Here is an 18,543-nt window from a genome sequence, read left to right as displayed (position 1 = left end):
CAGCAGACGGGGTTCGTGGGCGCGCAGCCCGAGGAGGAGGTCCGCGGCGGGGCCCTCGGGCAGGCGGGCCGGCGGTGGCTGTGGCTGTGGCTGTGGCTGCGGGATCGGGATTGCGAGTCCCGGCCGGGGGCCGAACTATGTTCCGCCGCCGCAGGCGACTGTCCGCCGGGCTGAGCAACGGCGCCGGGGCGCTGTTCCTCGGGTTCGCCGCCAAGCTCGCGACCACCGACGGCTGACGCGCACGGAGGGGCCGGACCCGTCCGGGTCCGGCCCCTCCGTGTACGTCGTGCGTCTGCCGCGTCCGTTACTTGACGGGGTTCAGGCAGAGGACGAACTTGTACGACTCCAGCTGCTGCGCGAGCGCGACCTCGCTCACGTCGCCGCACTTCTCCACATCGAAGGTGTCGTCGATGACCTTCACGACCTTGTAGAGGTCGGGCACCTTCTCGCCGCAGGGCTTGGTGCTGACCTCGGGGTCGTTCTCCGGGCCGGTCACCGTCACGCACTCGCCGACCTTGGCGGAGACGGGCGCGTCGCCCGTGAGGTACGGGAGGCCGAGCTTCCAGAACAGGATGGCCGCGATGGCCACGACGATGCTGAGGATCGTCTTGCCTATGCTGCGCTTCTTCTTCGCCGGCTCGGCGGGCACGGGCGCGGGCGTGGGCTCGGGCGCGAGGGGCTGCTCGGGAGTGGCGGGCGCCTGCGTCGTCATGAAGGATTCCTTGGGGACGTGTGCATGATCAGACGCGCAGGCTACATCTCACGGAAGGGGCAAATCGGACCCGGAAGATCCAGTTCCCCAACCAGTTGTGGACTCGTGATTCTGGCGCCCCGTCAGGCGAAGCGGCCCATCTGCTGCTGACGGGCCAGCGAGCGCCGCAGGTCCGTCGGAAGCGCGTGGTACGGGCCGTACGCGCGCTCCGTGTCGTACAGCAGCGCCTGGAGCTGCTGGTGGGCCGCCGTGTGGTCGCCCATCGACAGGAGCAGGTTGCCGATCCGACGGCGGATGTCGAAGAACCGGGCCTGGTCCGCGCCGTGTTCGAGGAACGGGAGCAGGGCCCGGTACTCCGTGAGCGCGGCGGCCGTCTCCCCCAGCTGCTCCAGGCACTGCGCCGCCTCGTAGCGGAACTGCAGCGTCTGCGGGTCGGCGGGGCCCGCCTCGTGCGCCCGGTCCTCGGCGAGGCGGCGCAGCTCCGGCAGGGCGCGGCGGTACTGGCCGTCGTCCATCAGCGTCGTCGCGTACTGCTTGCGCAGGATGCGGACGACCGGCGAGTGCTCGCCGTGCTCGGCGGCGGCCGCGGGCAGGATCGAGCCGAGCAGGTCCACGGCCCTGGTCAGGGAGCCCTCGCCGAGGAGCCGCTTGACCTCGTCCACGGTGGCGGCCACGTCCGGGCGGGCGACCGGCGGGGCCACCGGCGGGGGCGGGGGCGGGGCGGACGCGCGGTCGGGCCAGGGCGCGTGCGGTCGCAGGAAGGGGCGGGTCGGGTCGAGCGGCCCCGCCGGGGCCCCGCGCGCGGGGAGCATCGGCAGCAGGGCCTCGTACACCTCGTGCGCCCCGGAGGGGCGGTGCTGCGGGTCCTTGGAGAGCAGCCTGAGCACGAGCGCCTCCAGGGCCTCCGGCACCTCGGGGCGCAGCTGGCGGACCGGCAGCGGCGGCTCGTACAGATGCCGGTGCAGGACGCCGAGCGCGGTCGACCCGGCGAACGGGACGTTCCCGCTGAGGAGTTCGTGGAGCAGGACACCGAGCGCGTACAGGTCCGTGAACGGGCCGACCGCGCCGCCCATGGCCTGCTCGGGCGCCATGTACGCCGGGCTGCCGATCGGCGAACCGGTGTGCGTGAGGCGGGTGGTGTCGGTGTCCAGGACGGAGGCGACACCGAGGTCGAGCACGGTGACGGTGCCGTCGGAGCGCACCATCACGTTGCGCGGCTTCAGGTCGCGATGGACGATCGGCACCGCGTGCACGGCGGCGAGCACGGCGCACAGCTGGGCGGCGACGGAGACCGCCCACTCCCAGGGGTACGGGTCGTGCTCGGCGAGATGGTCGGCGAGGTCCGCGCCGTCGACGTACTGCATCACGAGGTACAGGTCGTCGCCGTCACTGCCGGCGTCGTGGACGGTGACAAGGCCGGGGTGGTCGACCTGGGCCGTGACCCGGCACTCGCGCACGAAGCGCCGCCGCAGCTCCTCGGCGGCGGTCGCGGGTCCCGTCATGGTGGCGGGGCGGAGCAGCTTGACGGCGACCCGGCGGTCGAGCCGCCCGTCGTACGCCGTCCAGACCTGGCCCATGCCGCCCTGGCCGATGACCGTGGAGAGTTCGTACCGGCCGCCGATGACGCGTCCGTTCACTTCCCCTCGTCCTTACGGAGGAGGTTGCTGAGCTCGTCGAGCTCGGCGCGGACCTGGTCGATCCGGGGGTTGGCGGGTGCGGGCTGCACGGTCGGCTGCGGCGGGATCACGGGCTGGGGCTGCGGCTGGGGGGTCGGCTGAGGCTGCGGCTGGGCCTGCACCGGGGGGACGTAGCCGGCCTGGTGGCGCGGCACCGTCGCCCCGTACGGGTTGTACGCAGCGGCCTGCGGCGGGACCACGAGACCGAGGCGGACCTTGTCGTGCTTGATGTCGACGACCAGGAAGTAGACGGTGAACGCCAAGGCGTTGAGGAGGATCAGGCTCATCGCGATGTCCGCCTGCGTCGTCTCGACGTCCTCCGGCAGGATGACCAGGCCGGTGATCATGACGGCGGCCGAGACCCCGCAGAGCACCCAGTCACGCGCGCGCCGGGTGACGACGGCGAGCCGGATCATCGTCCCCCAGGTCAGGAACCCGATGCTGAACAGCGGCAACAGCGCGAACAGCACGCGGAGCACGATCACCGACGTCGGAATGACACGCGGTGATGGCGGAGGCACATAGCCGTGGCCGTACATTCCTGCTCCTGGGCACTGAGGTGGCGCTCGATCGGTTGCGGAGTCGAGCGTATACACCGACACCGACAAGGTCCTCAGGGTTGTACCGAACCGTTGCCTGACTGATCACGTCACGGCGGGTCCAGGCCTCCTCAGGGCGCGACCGTGCCGTCCGCGAGGCCGTCGTAGAGCCCCTGGACCAGCTGTTCGCCGAGGCGGGCCGCGAGGCGCAGGGCGTCCTCGAACTCGGCGAGGGCGCGGAAGCGTTCGCCGTACCGCTGCTGTTCGGAGAGCGGGAGGCGGGGGAGCTGGAGGCGGCGGACGTCGAGGCGGGTGGCGGTCGAGGCGTAGCTGCTGGCCTGGCGGGTGTTGGCGGTGCCGCGCAGGAAGCCCGCGAGGAACCAGGGGTCGAGTGCGGCCGGGTCGGGGCGCAGGAGCTGGAGGTTGCGGCCGAGGGCGGCGCCCGCGGTGACGGTGTCGACGACCCGGGCGAGGGAGCCGCCTCCGAGGACGGGGACGACGACGTCGCCGGGGGCGAGGAGGACCGGCTCCTCGCGGGCGCCGTCGGGCAGCGCCCCGGAGGGCGGCTGGGCGGCGAAGACGTCGTTGTCCGTGAGGACCCGGAGCGGGGCCCCGGTGAAGGCCGTGGTGCCGGTGCCGCCCGCGCGCAGTTCGAGCGCGCCGGTGCGGGCCAGTTCGCCCACGGTGACGCCGGTGAGCCGGGCGGCCGCCGCCGGGTCCGCGGCGGTGTCGGCGGGCAGGGCGGGCGGCGGGGTGAGCGCGACGCTGCGGCCGAGGGTCTCGGCCAACCGGTCGCGGACCGCGAGCAGTTCGGCCGCGCCACCGCCCGCTGCGGGGGGCGGCAGATGGCGGGCGGGCGCCAGGTCGACGTCGTCGTCGAGGAGTTCGATGACGGGCACGGCCCGGCTCGCGCCGGGGGTCTCGGCGACGGTGCCGTGCTTGTCGAAGGGCAGCCAGGCGTCGAGCACGGCGGTGTGCACGGCCTGCCAGTCGAGCTTGTCGCGGCCCGCCGCGCCGGTGTGGTCGGCGGTGGTGTCGACGAGCAGCAGCGCCGGGGAGGGGGTGACGCCGGCGGCCGGCCTGCGGAGGACCCAGAGGTGGAGCGGGATGCCGTACGGCGGGGCCGCGCCGGCGGGCAGGGCGACGACGGCCCGCAGGGCGCCCCTGCGCAGGAGGTCGGCGCGGATGCGGCGTCCTGAGCGGCGGGACGCGGCGGCGGGCGGCATGAGGAGGACGGCGGTGCCGCCGGGGCGGAGCCGGGCCAGGGCGTGCTGGACCCAGGCCAGTTCGGACTCCGTACGGGCCGGGAAGCCGTACTCCCAGCGCGGGTCGTAGGCCAGTTCGTCGTGGCCCCAGTTCCGCTCGTTGAACGGCGGGTGGCAGAGCACGGTGTCCGCCGTGAGGTGCGGGAAGGCGTCGGCGCGGAGGCTGTCGCCGGTCCGTACGCGGATGTCGGCGTCGCAGGCGAGGGCGAGGCGCAGGGCGGTGAGCGCGGCCAGGTCGGGGTCGGTGTCCTGGCCGTGCAGGGCGCCGGGGTGCTCGACGGCGCGGAGCAGGGTGCCGGTGCCGGAGGCCGGGTCGAGGACGGTGGGGCGGGGTCCCGCGGCGGGGGCGGCGAGGGCGGCCATCAGGGCGGCGGGTCCTGGCGGGGTCAGCGTGTACTGGCGCGGGTTGGCGTCGAGGTGCCGGCCGAGCAGGAACTCGAAGGCCTGGCGTGCGCCGGTCTCGGCGGCGAGGTCGGCTGCTCCGCGCAACAGGGTTACGGAGGAGGCCAGTTCGGCCGCGGTGGGGGTCAGCACGGACCGCTCGACGCCGAGGCGTTCGGTGAGGACTTCCTCCAGGGCGACCGGCAGGGTCTCGGCGAGCCGCTCGTCGGAGACGGCGGCCAGCTTCGGCCAGGCGCTGGACCGGTCCCGTACGAGCAGCAGGACGCAGCCCGCGTGGGCGAGCGCGGCGACGGCGCCTGCCGGATGGCCGGCCACCTGCTGCCAGACGCGCTCGCGCAGCGGGACCTCGGCCAGCTTGCCCTGGGCGCGCAGCCAGCGTTCGACGTCGGCGAGCGCGAAGGAGGGGCTGGCCTCCGTGCCGCCCACGGGCCGGGGGAAGTCGGCGTGCCGGCGCCGCCAGTTGCTCACGGCGGCCCGTCCGACCCCCGCGAGCCGGGCGATCCCGGCGGCGGTCACCTCTGCTGCGTGCTCCGGCACCTGGCGCCTCCTCTGCGTTTCCCGCTCGAACCCCTGCTGTGAGCCCCGATCTTACCGATGGACGCAAGACCCCTCCCTTCACAGCGTGAGTCGACTCAATCCCTGTGAACCATGTTGACTCGGTTCACAGGCTCTGGTCTTATTGAGTCATCGCTCCACGGGATTCCGGCGGGGCTCCGCTCACCACCGACACGTCATGTCCGGGAGGACACCCATGTCGTACGACACCCAGACCCCGCAGTCCCCGCAGGCGCCGCAGGTGGCCGTGCGCAACGGGCTCGGCACAGCGGCCCTGGTCCTCGGCATCATCGGTACGGTCTCCGGCCTCGTCCCGCCGCTCTTCTGGCTGGCGGGCATCCTCGGCCTGATCGCCCTGATCCTGGGCCTGGTGGGCCGGGGCCGCGTGAAGCGCCACGAGGCGAACAACAAGGGCGTGACGACGACCGGCGCGATCCTCGGCCTCGCGGCCCTGATCCTCTCGGTGATCGGCGCGGTCATCACCATCACGGCCGTCAGCGAAGCCGTCGACGAGATCAACAAGGCCGTCGAGGACTCCGCCCCGAAGGACCCGTCGAGCACGGCGAAGGGCGACGCGGGCAAGAAGGACATCGCAAAGGGCCTGGCGGCCGGTGACATGGCGGCCTACGACGACCTGAAGGTCACGGTCTCCGAGGCGAAGCCGTACAAGCCCAGCCAGTTCGCCCCGGGACACACCAAGGGCAACAAGGCGTACCAGGTGACCGTCGTCATCGAGAACAGCGGCAAGGAGAAGTTCGACGCCACGCTGGCGACGCTGAACGCCCGCGCCGGCAAGGACGGCGTGACGGCCGAGCAGATCTTCGACGACAGGGTCGGCACCGGCTTCACCGGCACGATCCTGCCCGGCAAGAAGTCCACGGTGGTCTTCGCCTTCGACGCCCCCAAGGACGCCAAGAACCTCTCGATCGAGGTCAGCCCCGGCCTGGACCACGAGGCCTCCCAGTGGGAACTGAAGATCGGCTGACGCCCACCCGCTCCCCGCCCCGGGGCCGGCTCCCCCGGCCGGACCCGGCCACCCCCTCCCGTACACCGCGAGCACACGCACGCACGCCCCGTAGCTCACACCCCGTACCGCCCGTCCTCCCACCCCCGGAGAACCCACGATGTCTGCCGCCCGCCACCCCCGTACCCACCGCCGCGCCGCCCTCGTCGCCGCGCTCTGCGCCGCCGTCGCACTCGGCGCGACCGCCTGCGGGCCCTTCTCCGACGACGCGAAGGCCTCCGGACCCTTCGGGGACCTGACCGGCCCGCAGATCGCCGACAAGGCGATCGCCGCGACGAAGAAGGCCGACTCCCTCACCCTCGACCTCGCCGCCAAGACGACCGACGGGCCGATGAAGGCCTACCTGGCGATGGACACCACCGGAAAGTGCGCCGGCACCCTGACGGTCGGCACGACGGGCACCGCCGAGCTGGTCAAGGCCGACCAGAAGGACGTCTACCTCCGCTTCGACGAGGCGTTCCTGCGGGCACAGGGGGAGGGCGAGCTGGCCGAGGTCCAGGAGGCGATCCTCAAGGAGCTCAAGGGCCGCTGGGTGAAGACGCCGGTGACCGACCCGGACGCCAAGGACAACCTCGAACTCTGCGACCTGAAGGCGCTCCTCGCCGACTTCGAGGAGGGGATCGACTTCGCGGTCAAGGGCAAGGAGACGACCGTCGGCGGCAAGAAGGCGCTGACGCTCACCCAGAAGTCCGGCGCCGAGACGACGACGGTCTACGTGGCGACGGAAGGCGAGCCGCTCATCCTGAAGGTCGTGGCGGCGGGCGGCGAGGAGCCCGGGACGATGACGTTCACCGACTACGGCAAGCCGGTCGCGGCGACGGTGCCGGCGGCCAAGGACGTCATCGACCAGAAGAAGGGCAGCTGACGGAGGGTCCGGCCACGCGGGACGACGAAGGGTGTGAGGGCCGCCGCAGGGGAGCGGCCCTCACACCCTTCGTACGGTTCACAGGCGGTTCACAGCAGGGGCCGAGTTCACAGCCCGGGCCGAGTTCACAGCCCGGGCCGAGTTCACAGCCCGGGCCGAGTTCACAGCCGGGGCCGAGTTCACAGCCCGCGCCGGTTCACAGGCGGTGGCGGACCCATATGTTCGGCTCGACATAGACCGCGTAGCCGCGCGAGGCCTCGCAGTGCACCGGGACCAGCGCGCCTTCGACCTCCACCGGGCCGTCCGTGTCGAACGGCAGCCCGGTCCAGGCGCGCCACTGCTCCACCGAGGCCGCGACCGTCATCGAGGCCGGGCAGACCGCCTCCACCGCGCCGCCCGCCCGGACATGGACGCGCAGCCACGGGTCATGGGGCAGCCCGTCCGACTCCCGGGTACGGAAGGCGTACTCGTGGATCGAGGACGCGGCCTCCAGGTGCTTGCCGTTGGGCCGCACCGGCGCGACGACCTCCGAGAAGCCCAGGCGGCGGGCGTTGTCCCGCATCGCGCCGAGCATCCGCGCCGAGAGCCCCTGGCCGAGCGCCCGCGTGTCCACGGTGACCTCGATCGCGCTCACGGTGTCGGGCACGCGCCCGTGCCGCCTGTCGGAGAACGCCCACATCAGCACCTGGTCCCAGCCGGTGGCCGGCAGCGCGCCGCGCCCCTCGGCGTGGAGCCGGAAGGGGACGCTGAGCGCTCGGGCGACGACCGCTCCCTCGGCGTCGGTGGCGACGAGGACGTACTCCGGCAGTTCGGCGACGATCCGGCCGTAGTGGGACCAGCCCACCGGGTCGTTGACCGTGAACTCCGGCCAGAGGTCCTTCATCGCCCACATCGGGCCTTCGAGTTCGGGGCGCTCGGCGAGGGTCGTGATCTTGAGGTCCATGCGGCGGAGGCTAACGACCGCCGGCAGGGACGGAGAAACGATTTACGGCAGCTTCTGTTCAGGACAGCGGCCGAGGACCGTCTTCATCGCGTCCCGCTCGCCCTGGGTGACCCAGACCCCGTACTTCTTCTTCACCGCGACCTGCGCCGCCACGTACGTGCAGCGGTACGCCTTGTTCGGCGGCAGCCAGGTCGCCGCGTCGCCGTCGGACTTGCGGCGGTTGGCGGACGAGTCGACGGCGAGCAGGTTGAGCGGGTCGTTGGCGAACCGGCGCCGCTTCTCCGCGTCCCACTTCTGCGCGCCCTTCTGCCAGGCGTCGGAGAGCGCGACGACATGGTCGACGTCCACCTTGCTGCGGCCGCGGACGAAGTCGATACGGCCCCCGGTGTACGGGTCGTGGGCGAGGACCCCGGAGACGACCTTGCAGCGGCCGTCCTTGAAGCGGACGTCCGCGAGGTCGCGCTTGAGGATGTCGTCGCGGGTCCCGCAGCCGTTGCCGTCGACGTCGGCCCAGGCGCGGCCGAACTCCTCCCGCTCGTAGCCGGTCTTGGGCGCCCGGCCCTTCACCGTGAGCGCGTCCACGGCGACGAGCGCGGAGCCGCGCGCGCCGGGCGCACCGGGGGCGTCCTCGGCCGACGAGCCACCGGAGGAACCGCCGGAGGCGCCGCCAGGGGTCTCCGTACAGCCGGAGGTTATGAGGACGGTGGCCGCGAGGGCGGCGGCGAGGGCGGGGATCCCGCGGTAGCTGGGCACGCGGGGATCCTAGCCAGAGCCCTGCGTGGTCCAGACCATTGAGCCGCTCGACGCGCGGAACCGGAAGGGGGCGCGTAGCGTCGAATGAGCCGTTCGTCCCCTTACGAAGGAGTTGCACCCATGGGGATCATGGACAAGCTCAAAGGCATGATGGGCCAGCACCCGGACAAGGCCCAGCAGGGCGTCGAACGCGCCGGAGACGCGATCGACCAGAAGACCGGCGGCAAGCACGCCGACAAGGTCGACCAGGCCCAGCTCAAGGCGCAGGAGTACATCGACAGGCAGCGCGGGCAGGACCAGCCTCCGACCTGACGGCTCCGCCCCAACACTTCCGGCCGCGAGGTACGCGTGCGACGCGCACCTCGCGGCCGCGGTGCGCCCGGGGCCGGTGACCAAGCCTTGACGCCGGGGCCAGGGCCGGGGCCGCGGCCGGGGCCAGGATCGGGATCGGGATCGGGATCGGGATCGGGATCGGGATCGGGATCGGGATCGGGGGAATATCCGGAGTTCGACTCCGATTGATCACGAGCATGACGATGATCACGACCGAAGCCGCCACCACGCCCAAGGGCACCCGCTTCTCAACATCCGTACGCCGCACCGCCGTTGCCGCCATGACCGCGGCCACCCTGGCAGCCCTCCCCCTCGCCGGTACCGCCGTCGCGTCCGAGCACCGCCACGACGGAGGCCAGTGGCGCGGCGCATGGGCCACCTCGCCGCAGCACCCGACCGCGCCCTTCGCCCCCAACTGGTCCCAGCAGGGCTTCTCGAACCACACCGTCCGCCAGGTCGTCCGCGTCACCACCGGCGGCACCAACGCCCGGATAGAGCTGTCCAACCGCTACGGCACCACCCCGCTGCGGATCACCGGCGCGACCGTCGCCCGCACGGACAAGGGCGCCTCGGTGAAGGCCGGTTCGGTCCGGCAGCTGTCCTTCGGCAAGGGCCGCTCCGTGACGATCCCGGCCGGCGGAACGGCGTACAGCGACGGCGTGCCGTTCACCGTGAAGGCGCTGGAGTCGGTGACCGTCACCCTCTACCTGGCCGCGCCCACCGGCCCCGCCACCTTCCACCACGTCGCCGGCGCCACCAGCTACCGCGCGGACGGCGACCACCGCTCCGACCGGGACGCGGGCGCCTTCAAGGAGACCAGCACCTCCTGGTACTACCTCTCCGGCGTCGAGGTGACCGGCGGGAAGGCCCCGCGCCGGGACGGCATCGTGACCTTCGGCGACTCGATCACCGACGGCGTCGGCTCGGGCCTCGACGCGCACAACCGCTACCCCGACGAGCTGGCCGAGCGCTTCGCCGCCGCAGGCGAGCCGCGCTCCGTCCTCAACCACGGCATCGCGGGCAACCAGGTCACCAACGACACGGTCTGGGCGGGCGAGAAGGGCATCGAGCGCTTCAAGAAGGACGTCCTGACCGAACGGGACGTCCGCACGGTCGTCCTCCTCGAAGGCATCAACGACTTCGGCGGCAGCCTCCCGAACGACATCGCCGCCCCGACCCCCGAGGTCTCCGTCGAGCGGCTCGTCGCGGGGCACCGTGAGCTGATCCGGCAGGCCCACGCCAAGGGCATCCGGGTGATCGGCACGACCCTGACCCCGATCAAGGGCTCCTTCTACGACACCCCCGCCGTCGAGGCCAAGCGGGACGCCTTCAACGACTGGGTCCGCACCTCGGGCGCGTACGACGCCGTGGTCGACTTCGACCGCGCCGTCGCCGACCCGGCCGACCCGGACCGCATGCTCCCCGCGTACGACTCGGGCGACCACCTCCACCCGGGCGACGCCGGGTACCGGGCGATGGCGCAGGCCCTCGACCTCGACGCGTTCTGACCCGGCTCCGCCCCCTGGTACCACGGGCCGACGCCTGAACCACCCTCTGGATCGCGAGGTTCACCGTCCCTGACGCGGCGTCGAAGCTGGTCGCACGGATCACGACGCACCGCCCGGGCGGTAGACGGCCGGTGCCCGACACAACAGGGAGCAATGCCATGCGAGTCCAGCACACCCTCGGCAAGCGGCTGGTCCAGAGCGCTGTCGCCGTAGGCGTCGGCGCGGCTCTGGTCGCCGTCGCCAACGGCCCGGCCTCGGCCGCCACCATCGCCGCGTCCTGGGACCGCGGCGACCTCGCGGGGGTCTACGCCTGGGGCACGACGAACGCGGACTGCGACATCACCTTCAACGTCAAGGACACCAGGGCCGACGGCAACGGCGCCGGCCTGGAGATCTGGGTCAACGACGGCAGTGACAGGCGCTACCGGGTGACCAACCACGGCGGCAGCGGCTCGACGATCTCCGGCAGCCGCAACTACGCGAACGACGCGGCCGTCAGCGTCCGCACGTTCCGCACCGACGGCGGTGTGCCCGTCGCGTGGGGCGGCTGGCGCACCCTCTGCTGACACCCCCGGCCCCGGCCCGGAACGACGGTGCCCCCTCCCGCACGGACGCGGGAGGGGGCACCGTCACAGGACGAACCGACTACGAACCCAGGATCGTCGTCAGGAACTCGCCCGTCCACGCGAGCAGTTCGCGCCCCACCACCGGCTTCCCGCCGATCTTCCCGCTCGTCGGGCGCGGTACGAGAATCTGGTGGACGGCCGGCTTGATGACCGTACGCGGGTAGAGGCGCTTCAGCCGCAGCTCCTGCGACTCCCGCAACTCCACCGGCGCGAAGCGGATGTTCGGGCCCTGGAGGACGATCTCGCCGACCCCGCAGGCGCGGGAGAGCATCCGCAGACCGGCGACCAGGAGCAGGTTCTCGACCGGCTCGGGCAGCTTGCCGTAGCGGTCGGTGAGCTCCTCCCGTACCGCCTTGACGTCCTCCTCCGTGTTGGCGGAGGCGATCGCGCGGTACGCCTGGAGGCGCAGCCGCTCGCCCGGCGCGTAGTCGTGCGGGACGTGTGCGTCGACCGGCAGCTCGATCTTGACCTCGAGCGGCGGCTCCTCCTCGACCCCGCCCTCCAGGGAGGCGCGGTAGTCGGCGACCGCCTCGCCCACCATCCGTACGTACAGGTCGAAGCCGACGCCCGCGATGTGACCTGACTGCTCGCCGCCGAGCAGATTGCCCGCGCCGCGGATCTCCAGGTCCTTCATCGCCACGTACATGCCCGCGCCCATCTCGGTGTGCTGCGCGATCGTCGCGAGCCGCTCGTGCGCGGTCTCCGTCAGCGGCTTCTCCGGCGGGTACAGGAAGTACGCGTAGCCGCGCTCCCGCCCACGGCCCACCCGGCCGCGCAGCTGGTGCAGCTGCGACAGACCGAAGTTGTCGCCGCGCTCCACGATCAGGGTGTTGGCGTTGGAGATGTCGATACCGGACTCGACGATCGTCGTGGAGACCAGCACGTCGAACTTCTTCTCCCAGAAGTCCACCACGACCTGCTCGAGGGCGCTCTCGCTCATCTGCCCGTGCGCCGTCGCGATCCGCGCCTCCGGGACGATGTCCCGCAGCCGCGCCGCCGCCCGGTCGATGGACTCGACGCGGTTGTGGATGTAGAAGACCTGGCCCTCGCGCAGCAGTTCACGGCGGATGGCCGCGCCGATCTGCTTCTCCTCGTACGGTCCGACGAAGGTGAGGACCGGGTGCCGCTCCTCCGGCGGGGTGGTGATCGTCGACATCTCACGGATGCCGGTCACGGCCATTTCGAGCGTACGGGGAATGGGGGTCGCGGACATCGTCAGGACGTCGACGTTGGCGCGGAGCTTCTTCAGCTGCTCCTTGTGCTCGACGCCGAAGCGCTGCTCCTCGTCGACGACGACCAGACCCAGGTCCTTGAACTTGGTCTCGGAGGAGAAGAGGCGGTGGGTGCCGATGACGATGTCGACGGAGCCGTCCCGCAGCCCCTCCAGGGTCGCCTTCGACTCGGTCTCCGTCTGGAAGCGGGAGAGCGCGCGGGTGACGACGGGGAACTGCGAGTACCGCTCCGAGAACGTGCCGAAGTGCTGCTGCACGAGCAGCGTGGTCGGTACGAGCACGGCGACCTGCTTGCCGTCCTGGACCGCCTTGAAGGCGGCGCGGACCGCGATCTCCGTCTTGCCGTAGCCGACGTCGCCGCAGATGAGGCGGTCCATCGGGACCGTCTTCTCCATGTCCTCCTTCACCTCGGCGATGGTGGACAGCTGGTCGGGCGTCTCCGCGTACGGGAAGGCGTCCTCCAGCTCGCGCTGCCAGGGGGTGTCGGGGCCGAAGGCGTGGCCGGGGGCCGCCATCCGCGCCGAGTACAGCTTGATCAGGTCGGCGGCGATCTCCTTGACGGCCTTCTTCGCGCGTGCCTTGGTCTTCGTCCAGTCCGCGCCGCCGAGCCGGTGCAGGGTCGGCGCCTCGCCGCCGACGTACTTGGTGACCTGCTCCAGCTGGTCGGTGGGGATGTAGAGCCGGTCGCCGGGCTGGCCGCGCTTGGCGGGGGCGTACTCGACGAGGAGGTACTCGCGGGTGGCGCCCTGGACGGTCCGCTGGACCATCTCGACGTACCGGCCGACACCGTGCTGCTCGTGCACGATGTAGTCGCCGACCTCCAGGGTCAGCGGGTCGATCGTCTTGCGGCGCTTGGCCGGCATCCGCTGGCCGTCCTTGCCGGCCGCCTTCTGGCCGGACAGGTCGGTCTCGGTGAGGACGGCGAGCTTGAGCGCCGGGTCGACGAAGCCGAAGTCGATGGAGCCGGTGGCCACGTGCACGACGGACGGGGAGATCTCGGCGAGGTCGCTGTCGAGCCGGGCGGCGATGCCCTCGCCGCCGAGGACCTCGACGGTGCGGGTCGCCGGGCCGTGCGCCTCGGTGACATAGACCGTGCGCCAGCCGTCTGCCAGCCAGCCCTTGGTGTCGGCGAGCGCGCGGGCGGTGTCGCCGCGGTACGACTCCGGGGCGTGCATGCCGAGCTTGACGGTGGCATCGTCGGAGTCCTCGGTCGCCGCGTCGGCGGCGAACGGGGAGACCGACCACCACATCATGTCGAGCTCGCGGGCCCGGTCCCGTACGTCCGCGATCCCCCGGAGGGAGGCCGCGCCGACGTCGATGGGGGCCTCGCCGCCGCCCGCGGTCGCCGCCCAGGAGGCCTGCAGGAACTCCTGGCTGGTGGCGACGAGGTCGGCGGCCCTGGTGCGGACCCGCTCGGGGTCGCAGACCACGGCCATGGAGCCCTTGGGCAGCACGTCGAGCAGCAGCTCCATGTCGTCGACGAGGACGGGCGCGAGGGACTCCATGCCCTCGACGGCGATCCCCTCGGCGATCTTGCCCAGCAGCTCGCCCAGCTCCGGGTGCTGCTCGGCGAGGGCCGCGGCCCGCTGCCGTACGTCGTCGGTGAGGAGCAGCTCGCGGCAGGGCGGCGCCCACAGGCCGTGCTCGGCGACCTCGAGGGAGCGCTGGTCGGCGACCTTGAAGTAACGGATCTCCTCGACGTCGTCGCCCCAGAACTCGATCCGGAGCGGGTGCTCCTCGGTCGGCGGGAAGACGTCCAGGATGCCGCCGCGCACGGCGAACTCGCCGCGCTTCTCGACCAGCTCGACCCGGGAGTACGCGGCGGCCGCGAGACCCTCCACGATCTCGTTCAGATCGGCGCTCTGCCCGCTGCGCAGGGCCACCGGCTCCAGGTCGCCGAGGCCCTTGACCTGCGGCTGGAGCACGGAGCGTACGGGGGCGACGACGACGGAGACGGGGCCGGAGGCCGGGTCTCCGTCGGGGGTCGGGTGGGCGAGGCGGCGCAGCACGGCGAGGCGGCGGCCGACGGTGTCGGAGCGGGGCGAGAGCCGCTCGTGCGGGAGCGTCTCCCAGGAGGGGTAGTCGACGACCGTGTCGGGGTCGAGGAGGCTGCGGAGCGCGGCGGCCAGGTCCTCGGCCTCCCGGCCGGTGGCGGTGACGGCGAGCACGGGCCGCCCGGAGTCCCGTGCGAGCGCGGCGACGGCGAAGGGCCGGGCGGCGGGCGGCCCGACCAGGTCCACGTGCATGCGGTTGCCGTCGGACGCGGCCCTGACCGCTTCGGCGAGGGCGCCGTCCTTGACGACGACATCGAGCAGACCGTGCAGGCTCATGGAGCTTTCCATCCCGGTGGGTAACGGCAGCGGGCAACGCGAACAGCCCGACACGTCGCACGGGCCGGGTCGTCCCGGCGCGAGATCGGCCGGGGGCTCCCCCAGCGTACGACGTGGGCGGCTCGCGGGCGCGAGGGAACGTGTTCACCCGGCGGGGTGAAAAGCACCCGGGACACGTACATCCCCCTCTACGTCCCCGTACCGGCCGTCCGAGGACGCGCGAGCTCGGGCCGGGCGGCGGCGACAACGACGACGGCGGCGACGACGACAACGACAACGACAACGACGACAGGCTTACGGCCCCGGTGGGCATCCCACCGGGGCCGTCCGTACCCCCGTACCGCCGCCCGCTCGCGGACCGCCGCTACTCCGTGGCGATCGCGTTCAGGACGTTCATCCGGCCCGCGCGGAACGCCGGGACCAGGGCCGCGAAGAGGCCCACGAAGGCCGAGGCGACGAAGACCGTCAGGATCGTCGGCCAGGGGATCTCCAGGACCCCCAGGCCCTCCAGGGCCAGGAGCTGCTGGGCCGCCGTGCCCCAGCCCATGCCGAGGCCCAGGCCGAGCAGGGCGCCGAAGAGGGCGATGACCACCGACTCCAGGCGGATCATGCGGCGCAGCTGGCGGCGCGAGAGGCCGATCGCCCGCATCAGGCCGATCTCCCTCGTCCGCTCGACCACCGACAGCGCGAGCGTGTTCACCACACCGAGCACGGCGACGATGATCGCCAGCGCGAGCAGCCCGTACACGATGTTCAGAAGCTGGCCGATCTGGTCCTTCAGGTCCTGCTTGTAGTCGGCCTGGTTCTGCACCGTGTACTGCGGGTAGGCGGCCAGCGAGTCCTTCAGCGCCGCGTACGCCTCGGTCTCCTTGCCCTCCTGCGCCGTCGCGAACATGATCATGCTCTGGGGCATCTTCTCGGCCGGCAGGAACCGCGCCGCCGTCGTGATGTTGGTGTACATCACGCCCTTGTCGACGTTGTTCTCGTCCGACGTGATCGCCGCGACCTTCAGCTTCGCGCGCTCGCCGCCCTTGAAGGCGACGGTCAGCTCGTCACCGACCTTCACACCGTGCTCGTCGGCGTAGTGGCTGCCCACCGACATCGCGTTCGCACCGTACGCGGCGGCCAGCTCACCGGCCGTCGTGTCGCGCCGCAGGTCCTTCGCGTACGACGGCTCGGCGGCGACGAGACCCTTCTCCACCGCCTTGCCCGCCGGGTCGGTGATCGTCGCCTCGACCCACTTGTACTCCGTCACGTGGTCCAGACCCGGCGTCTTCTCCAGGGCCGCCTGGGCCTGCGGCACGATCGGCTGCCCGTTGGCGGACTGCACGATGAAGTCCGCGCCCACCGAACGGTCCAGCTCCTCCGTCGCCGAGGCGACCATCGACGACCCGACCACCGACAGGCAGGCCACCAGCGCGAGCCCGATCATCAGCGCGGCGCCGGTCGCTCCCGTACGGCGCGGGTTGCGCAGCGCGTTCCGCTCGGCCATCCGCCCCACCGGGCCGAAGACCCGCAGGACGACGGCGCCCAGGACCCGCACGACACCACCCGCGAGCAGCGGGCCGACGACGATGAAGCCGACGAGGGTCAGGACGACACCGAGGCCCAGCCAGAGCGAACCGGGGCCGGCCTCCGCCGCCCGGGTCGACGCCCACAGCGAGGCCACGCCGACCAGCGTGAGCACCAGGCCGAGCGCGCCCCGCACCCGGCCGGCCTTGGCGTCGGCCGGCATACCGGCGTCGCGCAGGGCGGCCATCGGGGAGACCTTGCCCGCCCGACGGGCCGGGATGTACGCGGCGAGGACGGTGACGACGATGCCGAGGACGAGGCCGACCGCGGGGGTCGTCCACTTCACCGTCAGGTCCCCGGTCGACAGCTCCATGCCCATCGCGGACATCAGCTCCATCAGACCGACGGCGACCCCGACACCCGCCGCGACACCCGTGATCGAGCCGACGACGCCCAGGAGCACCGCCTCGACGAGGACGGAACGATTCACCTGCCGGCGGCTCGAACCGATCGCCCGCAGGAGACCGATCTCGCGGGTGCGCTGGGCGACCAGCATCGAGAAGGTGTTGACGATGAGGAAGATGCCCACCAGAAGGGCGATCCCGGCGAAGCCGAGCATCGCGTACTTCATCGGGGTGAGGAACCCCTCGACGTCCTTGCGCCCCTCGTCGGCGGACTCGGCCTGGGTCAGCAGCTTGTACTCGCCGCCCACCGCGGCGGAGATGTTCCGCTTCACCTGCTCATGGCTGAACCCGGGCGCGGCCGTCACCTCGACGTTCGTGAACACCCCTTCCTTACCCAGGAGTTGACGCTGGGCCGTGGCGGTGTCGAAGTACACGACGGTGGCGCCGGGGTTGGTGACCTTGAAGTCGGCGATGCCGGAGATACGGGTGGTGAAGTCACCGGTCACGGCGATCGTGCGCAGCTCGTCGCCGATCTTCAGCTTGTGCTTCTCCGCCGTACCGGCGTCCAGGAGCGCCTCGGTGGGGCCGCGCGGGGCGTGCCCGGAGGTGATCTCCATGGAACGCAGTTCCCTGGGGCTCCAGTTGACGGCGATGGTCGGGGCGCCGCCGGACGAACCGAGGTTGTTGTTGTGCGCGTCGGCGACGGTCACGCTCAGCGAGATGACCTTGCCCTCGGCGGACTTGACGCCCTCGGCCCCCGCGACCCGCTCCACGGCCGAGGCCGGCAGGGTCTCGGGGCGGCCGGTCTGCGGAAGCTCGTCGTCGGTCGCCGCACCCTTCGGGCTGACGGTGACATCGGCCGCCGTCGCCGAGAAGAGCTTGTCGAACGTGGTGTTCATGGTGTCCGTGAAGACGAGCGTGCCGCTCACGAACGCCACGGAGAGCAGGACGGCGACGGCGGAGAGCGCCATGCGGCCCTTGTGCGCGAGGAAGTTGCGCAGAGAGGTCTTGAGGACGGTCATGACGTACGCCCCCGGGCGTCGAAGTCCTTCATCCGGTCCAGGACGGCGTCGGCGGTCGGCCGGTACATCTCGTCCACGATCCGGCCGTCCGCGAGGTAGAGGACGCGGTCCGCGTACGAGGCGGCGACGGGGTCGTGGGTGACCATCACGATCGTCTGGCCGAGCTCGTCCACCGACTGCCGCAGGAAGCCGAGGACTTCGGCCCCCGCACGGGAGTCGAGGTTGCCGGTCGGCTCGTCACCGAAGATGATCTCGGGGCGGGCGGCGAGGGCGCGCGCCACGGCGACGCGCTGCTGCTGACCGCCGGAGAGCTGCGTGGGCCGGTGCCGCAGCCGGTCCGCGAGACCGACCGTGGTCACGACCCGGTCGAGCCACTCCCGATCGGGCTTGCGGCCGGCGATGTCCATCGGCAGCGTGATGTTCTCGAGCGCGTCGAGCGTCGGCAGCAGGTTGAACGCCTGGAAGATGAAGCCGATCCGGTCGCGGCGCAGCTGGGTGAGCCGCTTGTCCTTCAGGCCGGTGATCTCCGTCTCGTCCAGGAAGATCTGGCCGCTGGTGACGGTGTCGAGCCCGGCGAGGCAGTGCATCAGGGTCGACTTGCCGGAGCCCGACGGCCCCATGATCGCGGTGAACTGCCCACGCGCGATGTCCACGTCCACCTGGTCGAGCGCGACGACCCGCGTCTCACCGGCACCGTACGCCTTGACGACCTGCCGCGCCCGCGCGACGACGGCCGTACGCCCTCCGGTGTCCCCGTGCTGGGGGATGGTCACAGCCGAAGTCACGGTATGTCTCCTATGTCTGGTAAGGATCCGACTCGTGTCCGAGTCTGTGTGAAGGGG

The 18,543-nt window shown here is 72.0% G+C and carries 14 protein-coding genes and 1 pseudogene; 5 read left to right on the top strand and 10 right to left on the bottom strand.

Features of this window, described 5'->3' with window-relative positions:
- Positions 1–304 precede the first annotated feature (304 nt).
- The 4 genes from ACGFYP_RS22365 to ACGFYP_RS22350 form a co-directional block, all read right to left on the bottom strand.
- On the bottom strand, positions 305–712 hold the full coding sequence (locus tag ACGFYP_RS22365) for a hypothetical protein (protein ID WP_393496207.1): 408 nt from the start codon (positions 710–712) through the stop codon (positions 305–307).
- 122 nt (positions 713–834) lie between these two features.
- Entirely contained in the window at positions 835–2,349 is a 1,515-nt protein-coding gene (locus tag ACGFYP_RS22360; RefSeq protein ID WP_393496204.1) for a protein kinase, read from the bottom strand.
- Positions 2,346–2,873, bottom strand: coding sequence for a hypothetical protein (locus ACGFYP_RS22355; RefSeq protein WP_393496201.1), 528 nt, complete (start codon positions 2,871–2,873; stop codon positions 2,346–2,348). The genes ACGFYP_RS22360 and ACGFYP_RS22355 overlap by 4 nt, the downstream gene beginning before the upstream one ends.
- A gap of 185 nt (positions 2,874–3,058) precedes the next feature.
- Complete coding sequence (locus ACGFYP_RS22350; protein WP_393496198.1) at positions 3,059–5,131, bottom strand: N-6 DNA methylase; 2,073 nt, start codon at positions 5,129–5,131, stop codon at positions 3,059–3,061.
- Positions 5,132–5,345: 214 nt separating this feature from the next.
- On the opposite strand from ACGFYP_RS22350, the gene ACGFYP_RS22345 reads away from it, so the two are divergent.
- Complete coding sequence (locus ACGFYP_RS22345; protein ID WP_393496195.1) at positions 5,346–6,134, top strand: DUF4190 domain-containing protein; 789 nt, start codon at positions 5,346–5,348, stop codon at positions 6,132–6,134.
- 139 nt (positions 6,135–6,273) lie between these two features.
- A complete protein-coding gene (locus tag ACGFYP_RS22340; protein WP_393496192.1) occupies positions 6,274–7,038 on the top strand; it encodes a hypothetical protein in 765 nt (254 codons plus the stop codon).
- Here the strand turns inward: ACGFYP_RS22340 and ACGFYP_RS22335 are convergent.
- The 3 genes and pseudogenes from ACGFYP_RS22335 to ACGFYP_RS22325 form a co-directional block, all read right to left on the bottom strand.
- Positions 7,013–7,213 (bottom strand): annotated as a pseudogene (locus ACGFYP_RS22335) (hypothetical protein); the annotation flags it as partial. The gene ACGFYP_RS22340 and the pseudogene ACGFYP_RS22335 sit on opposite strands and share 26 nt — an antisense overlap.
- A gap of 21 nt (positions 7,214–7,234) precedes the next feature.
- On the bottom strand, positions 7,235–7,981 hold the full coding sequence (locus ACGFYP_RS22330) for an N-acetyltransferase (RefSeq protein ID WP_393496189.1): 747 nt from the start codon (positions 7,979–7,981) through the stop codon (positions 7,235–7,237).
- A gap of 42 nt (positions 7,982–8,023) precedes the next feature.
- Entirely contained in the window at positions 8,024–8,734 is a 711-nt protein-coding gene (locus tag ACGFYP_RS22325) for an HNH endonuclease family protein (RefSeq protein WP_393496186.1), read from the bottom strand.
- Positions 8,735–8,854: 120 nt separating this feature from the next.
- Between ACGFYP_RS22325 and ACGFYP_RS22320 the strand changes: the two genes are divergently transcribed.
- The 3 genes from ACGFYP_RS22320 to ACGFYP_RS22310 all read left to right on the top strand — a co-directional run bounded on the left by ACGFYP_RS22320 (position 8,855) and on the right by ACGFYP_RS22310 (position 11,141).
- Complete coding sequence (locus ACGFYP_RS22320) at positions 8,855–9,046, top strand: antitoxin (protein ID WP_361961208.1); 192 nt, start codon at positions 8,855–8,857, stop codon at positions 9,044–9,046.
- Positions 9,047–9,264: 218 nt separating this feature from the next.
- Positions 9,265–10,575 (top strand): SGNH/GDSL hydrolase family protein, encoded by a 1,311-nt coding sequence (locus ACGFYP_RS22315; protein WP_393496182.1) that lies wholly within the window; start codon positions 9,265–9,267, stop codon positions 10,573–10,575.
- A gap of 158 nt (positions 10,576–10,733) precedes the next feature.
- Positions 10,734–11,141 carry a hypothetical protein gene (locus ACGFYP_RS22310; RefSeq protein WP_393496179.1) on the top strand — a complete coding sequence of 136 codons (408 nt, stop codon included), beginning with the start codon at positions 10,734–10,736 and terminating at the stop codon, positions 11,139–11,141.
- 79 nt (positions 11,142–11,220) lie between these two features.
- On the opposite strand, the gene mfd is transcribed toward ACGFYP_RS22310, so the two are convergent.
- From mfd to ACGFYP_RS22295, 3 genes are all read right to left on the bottom strand, one after another.
- A complete protein-coding gene (gene mfd, locus ACGFYP_RS22305; RefSeq protein WP_393496176.1) occupies positions 11,221–14,763 on the bottom strand; it encodes a transcription-repair coupling factor in 3,543 nt (1,180 codons plus the stop codon).
- A gap of 364 nt (positions 14,764–15,127) precedes the next feature.
- Positions 15,128–17,701, bottom strand: a complete 2,574-nt coding sequence (locus ACGFYP_RS22300) for an ABC transporter permease (protein WP_393496173.1) — start codon at positions 17,699–17,701, stop codon at positions 15,128–15,130.
- Positions 17,698–18,486, bottom strand: coding sequence for an ABC transporter ATP-binding protein (locus tag ACGFYP_RS22295; protein WP_393496170.1), 789 nt, complete (start codon positions 18,484–18,486; stop codon positions 17,698–17,700). Before ACGFYP_RS22295 ends, ACGFYP_RS22300 begins: the two co-directional genes overlap by 4 nt.
- Positions 18,487–18,543 lie beyond the last annotated feature (57 nt).

The sequence above is a fragment of the Streptomyces sp. NPDC048370 genome, assembly GCF_043200825.1.
In the GTDB taxonomy this organism is placed as follows: Bacteria; Actinomycetota; Actinomycetes; order Streptomycetales; family Streptomycetaceae; genus Streptomyces.
The sequence above is the reverse complement of the archived record's forward strand: the minus strand, read 5'-3'. Positions and strand labels throughout refer to the sequence as shown.

What these genes read in the sequence shown, in the direction of transcription:
- ACGFYP_RS22340 (WP_393496192.1), top strand. Translation starts at nt 6,274, where the DNA reads ATGTCTGCCGCCCGCCACCCCCGTACCCACCGCCGCGCCGCCCTCGTC.
- mfd (WP_393496176.1), bottom strand. Translation starts at nt 14,763, where the DNA reads ATGAGCCTGCACGGTCTGCTCGATGTCGTCGTCAAGGACGGCGCCCTC.
- ACGFYP_RS22345 (WP_393496195.1), top strand. Translation starts at nt 5,346, where the DNA reads ATGTCGTACGACACCCAGACCCCGCAGTCCCCGCAGGCGCCGCAGGTG.
- ACGFYP_RS22310 (WP_393496179.1), top strand. Translation starts at nt 10,734, where the DNA reads ATGCGAGTCCAGCACACCCTCGGCAAGCGGCTGGTCCAGAGCGCTGTC.
- ACGFYP_RS22315 (WP_393496182.1), top strand. Translation starts at nt 9,265, where the DNA reads ATGACGATGATCACGACCGAAGCCGCCACCACGCCCAAGGGCACCCGC.
- ACGFYP_RS22365 (WP_393496207.1), bottom strand. Translation starts at nt 712, where the DNA reads ATGACGACGCAGGCGCCCGCCACTCCCGAGCAGCCCCTCGCGCCCGAG.
- ACGFYP_RS22300 (WP_393496173.1), bottom strand. Translation starts at nt 17,701, where the DNA reads ATGACCGTCCTCAAGACCTCTCTGCGCAACTTCCTCGCGCACAAGGGC.
- ACGFYP_RS22330 (WP_393496189.1), bottom strand. Translation starts at nt 7,981, where the DNA reads ATGGACCTCAAGATCACGACCCTCGCCGAGCGCCCCGAACTCGAAGGC.
- ACGFYP_RS22320 (WP_361961208.1), top strand. Translation starts at nt 8,855, where the DNA reads ATGGGGATCATGGACAAGCTCAAAGGCATGATGGGCCAGCACCCGGAC.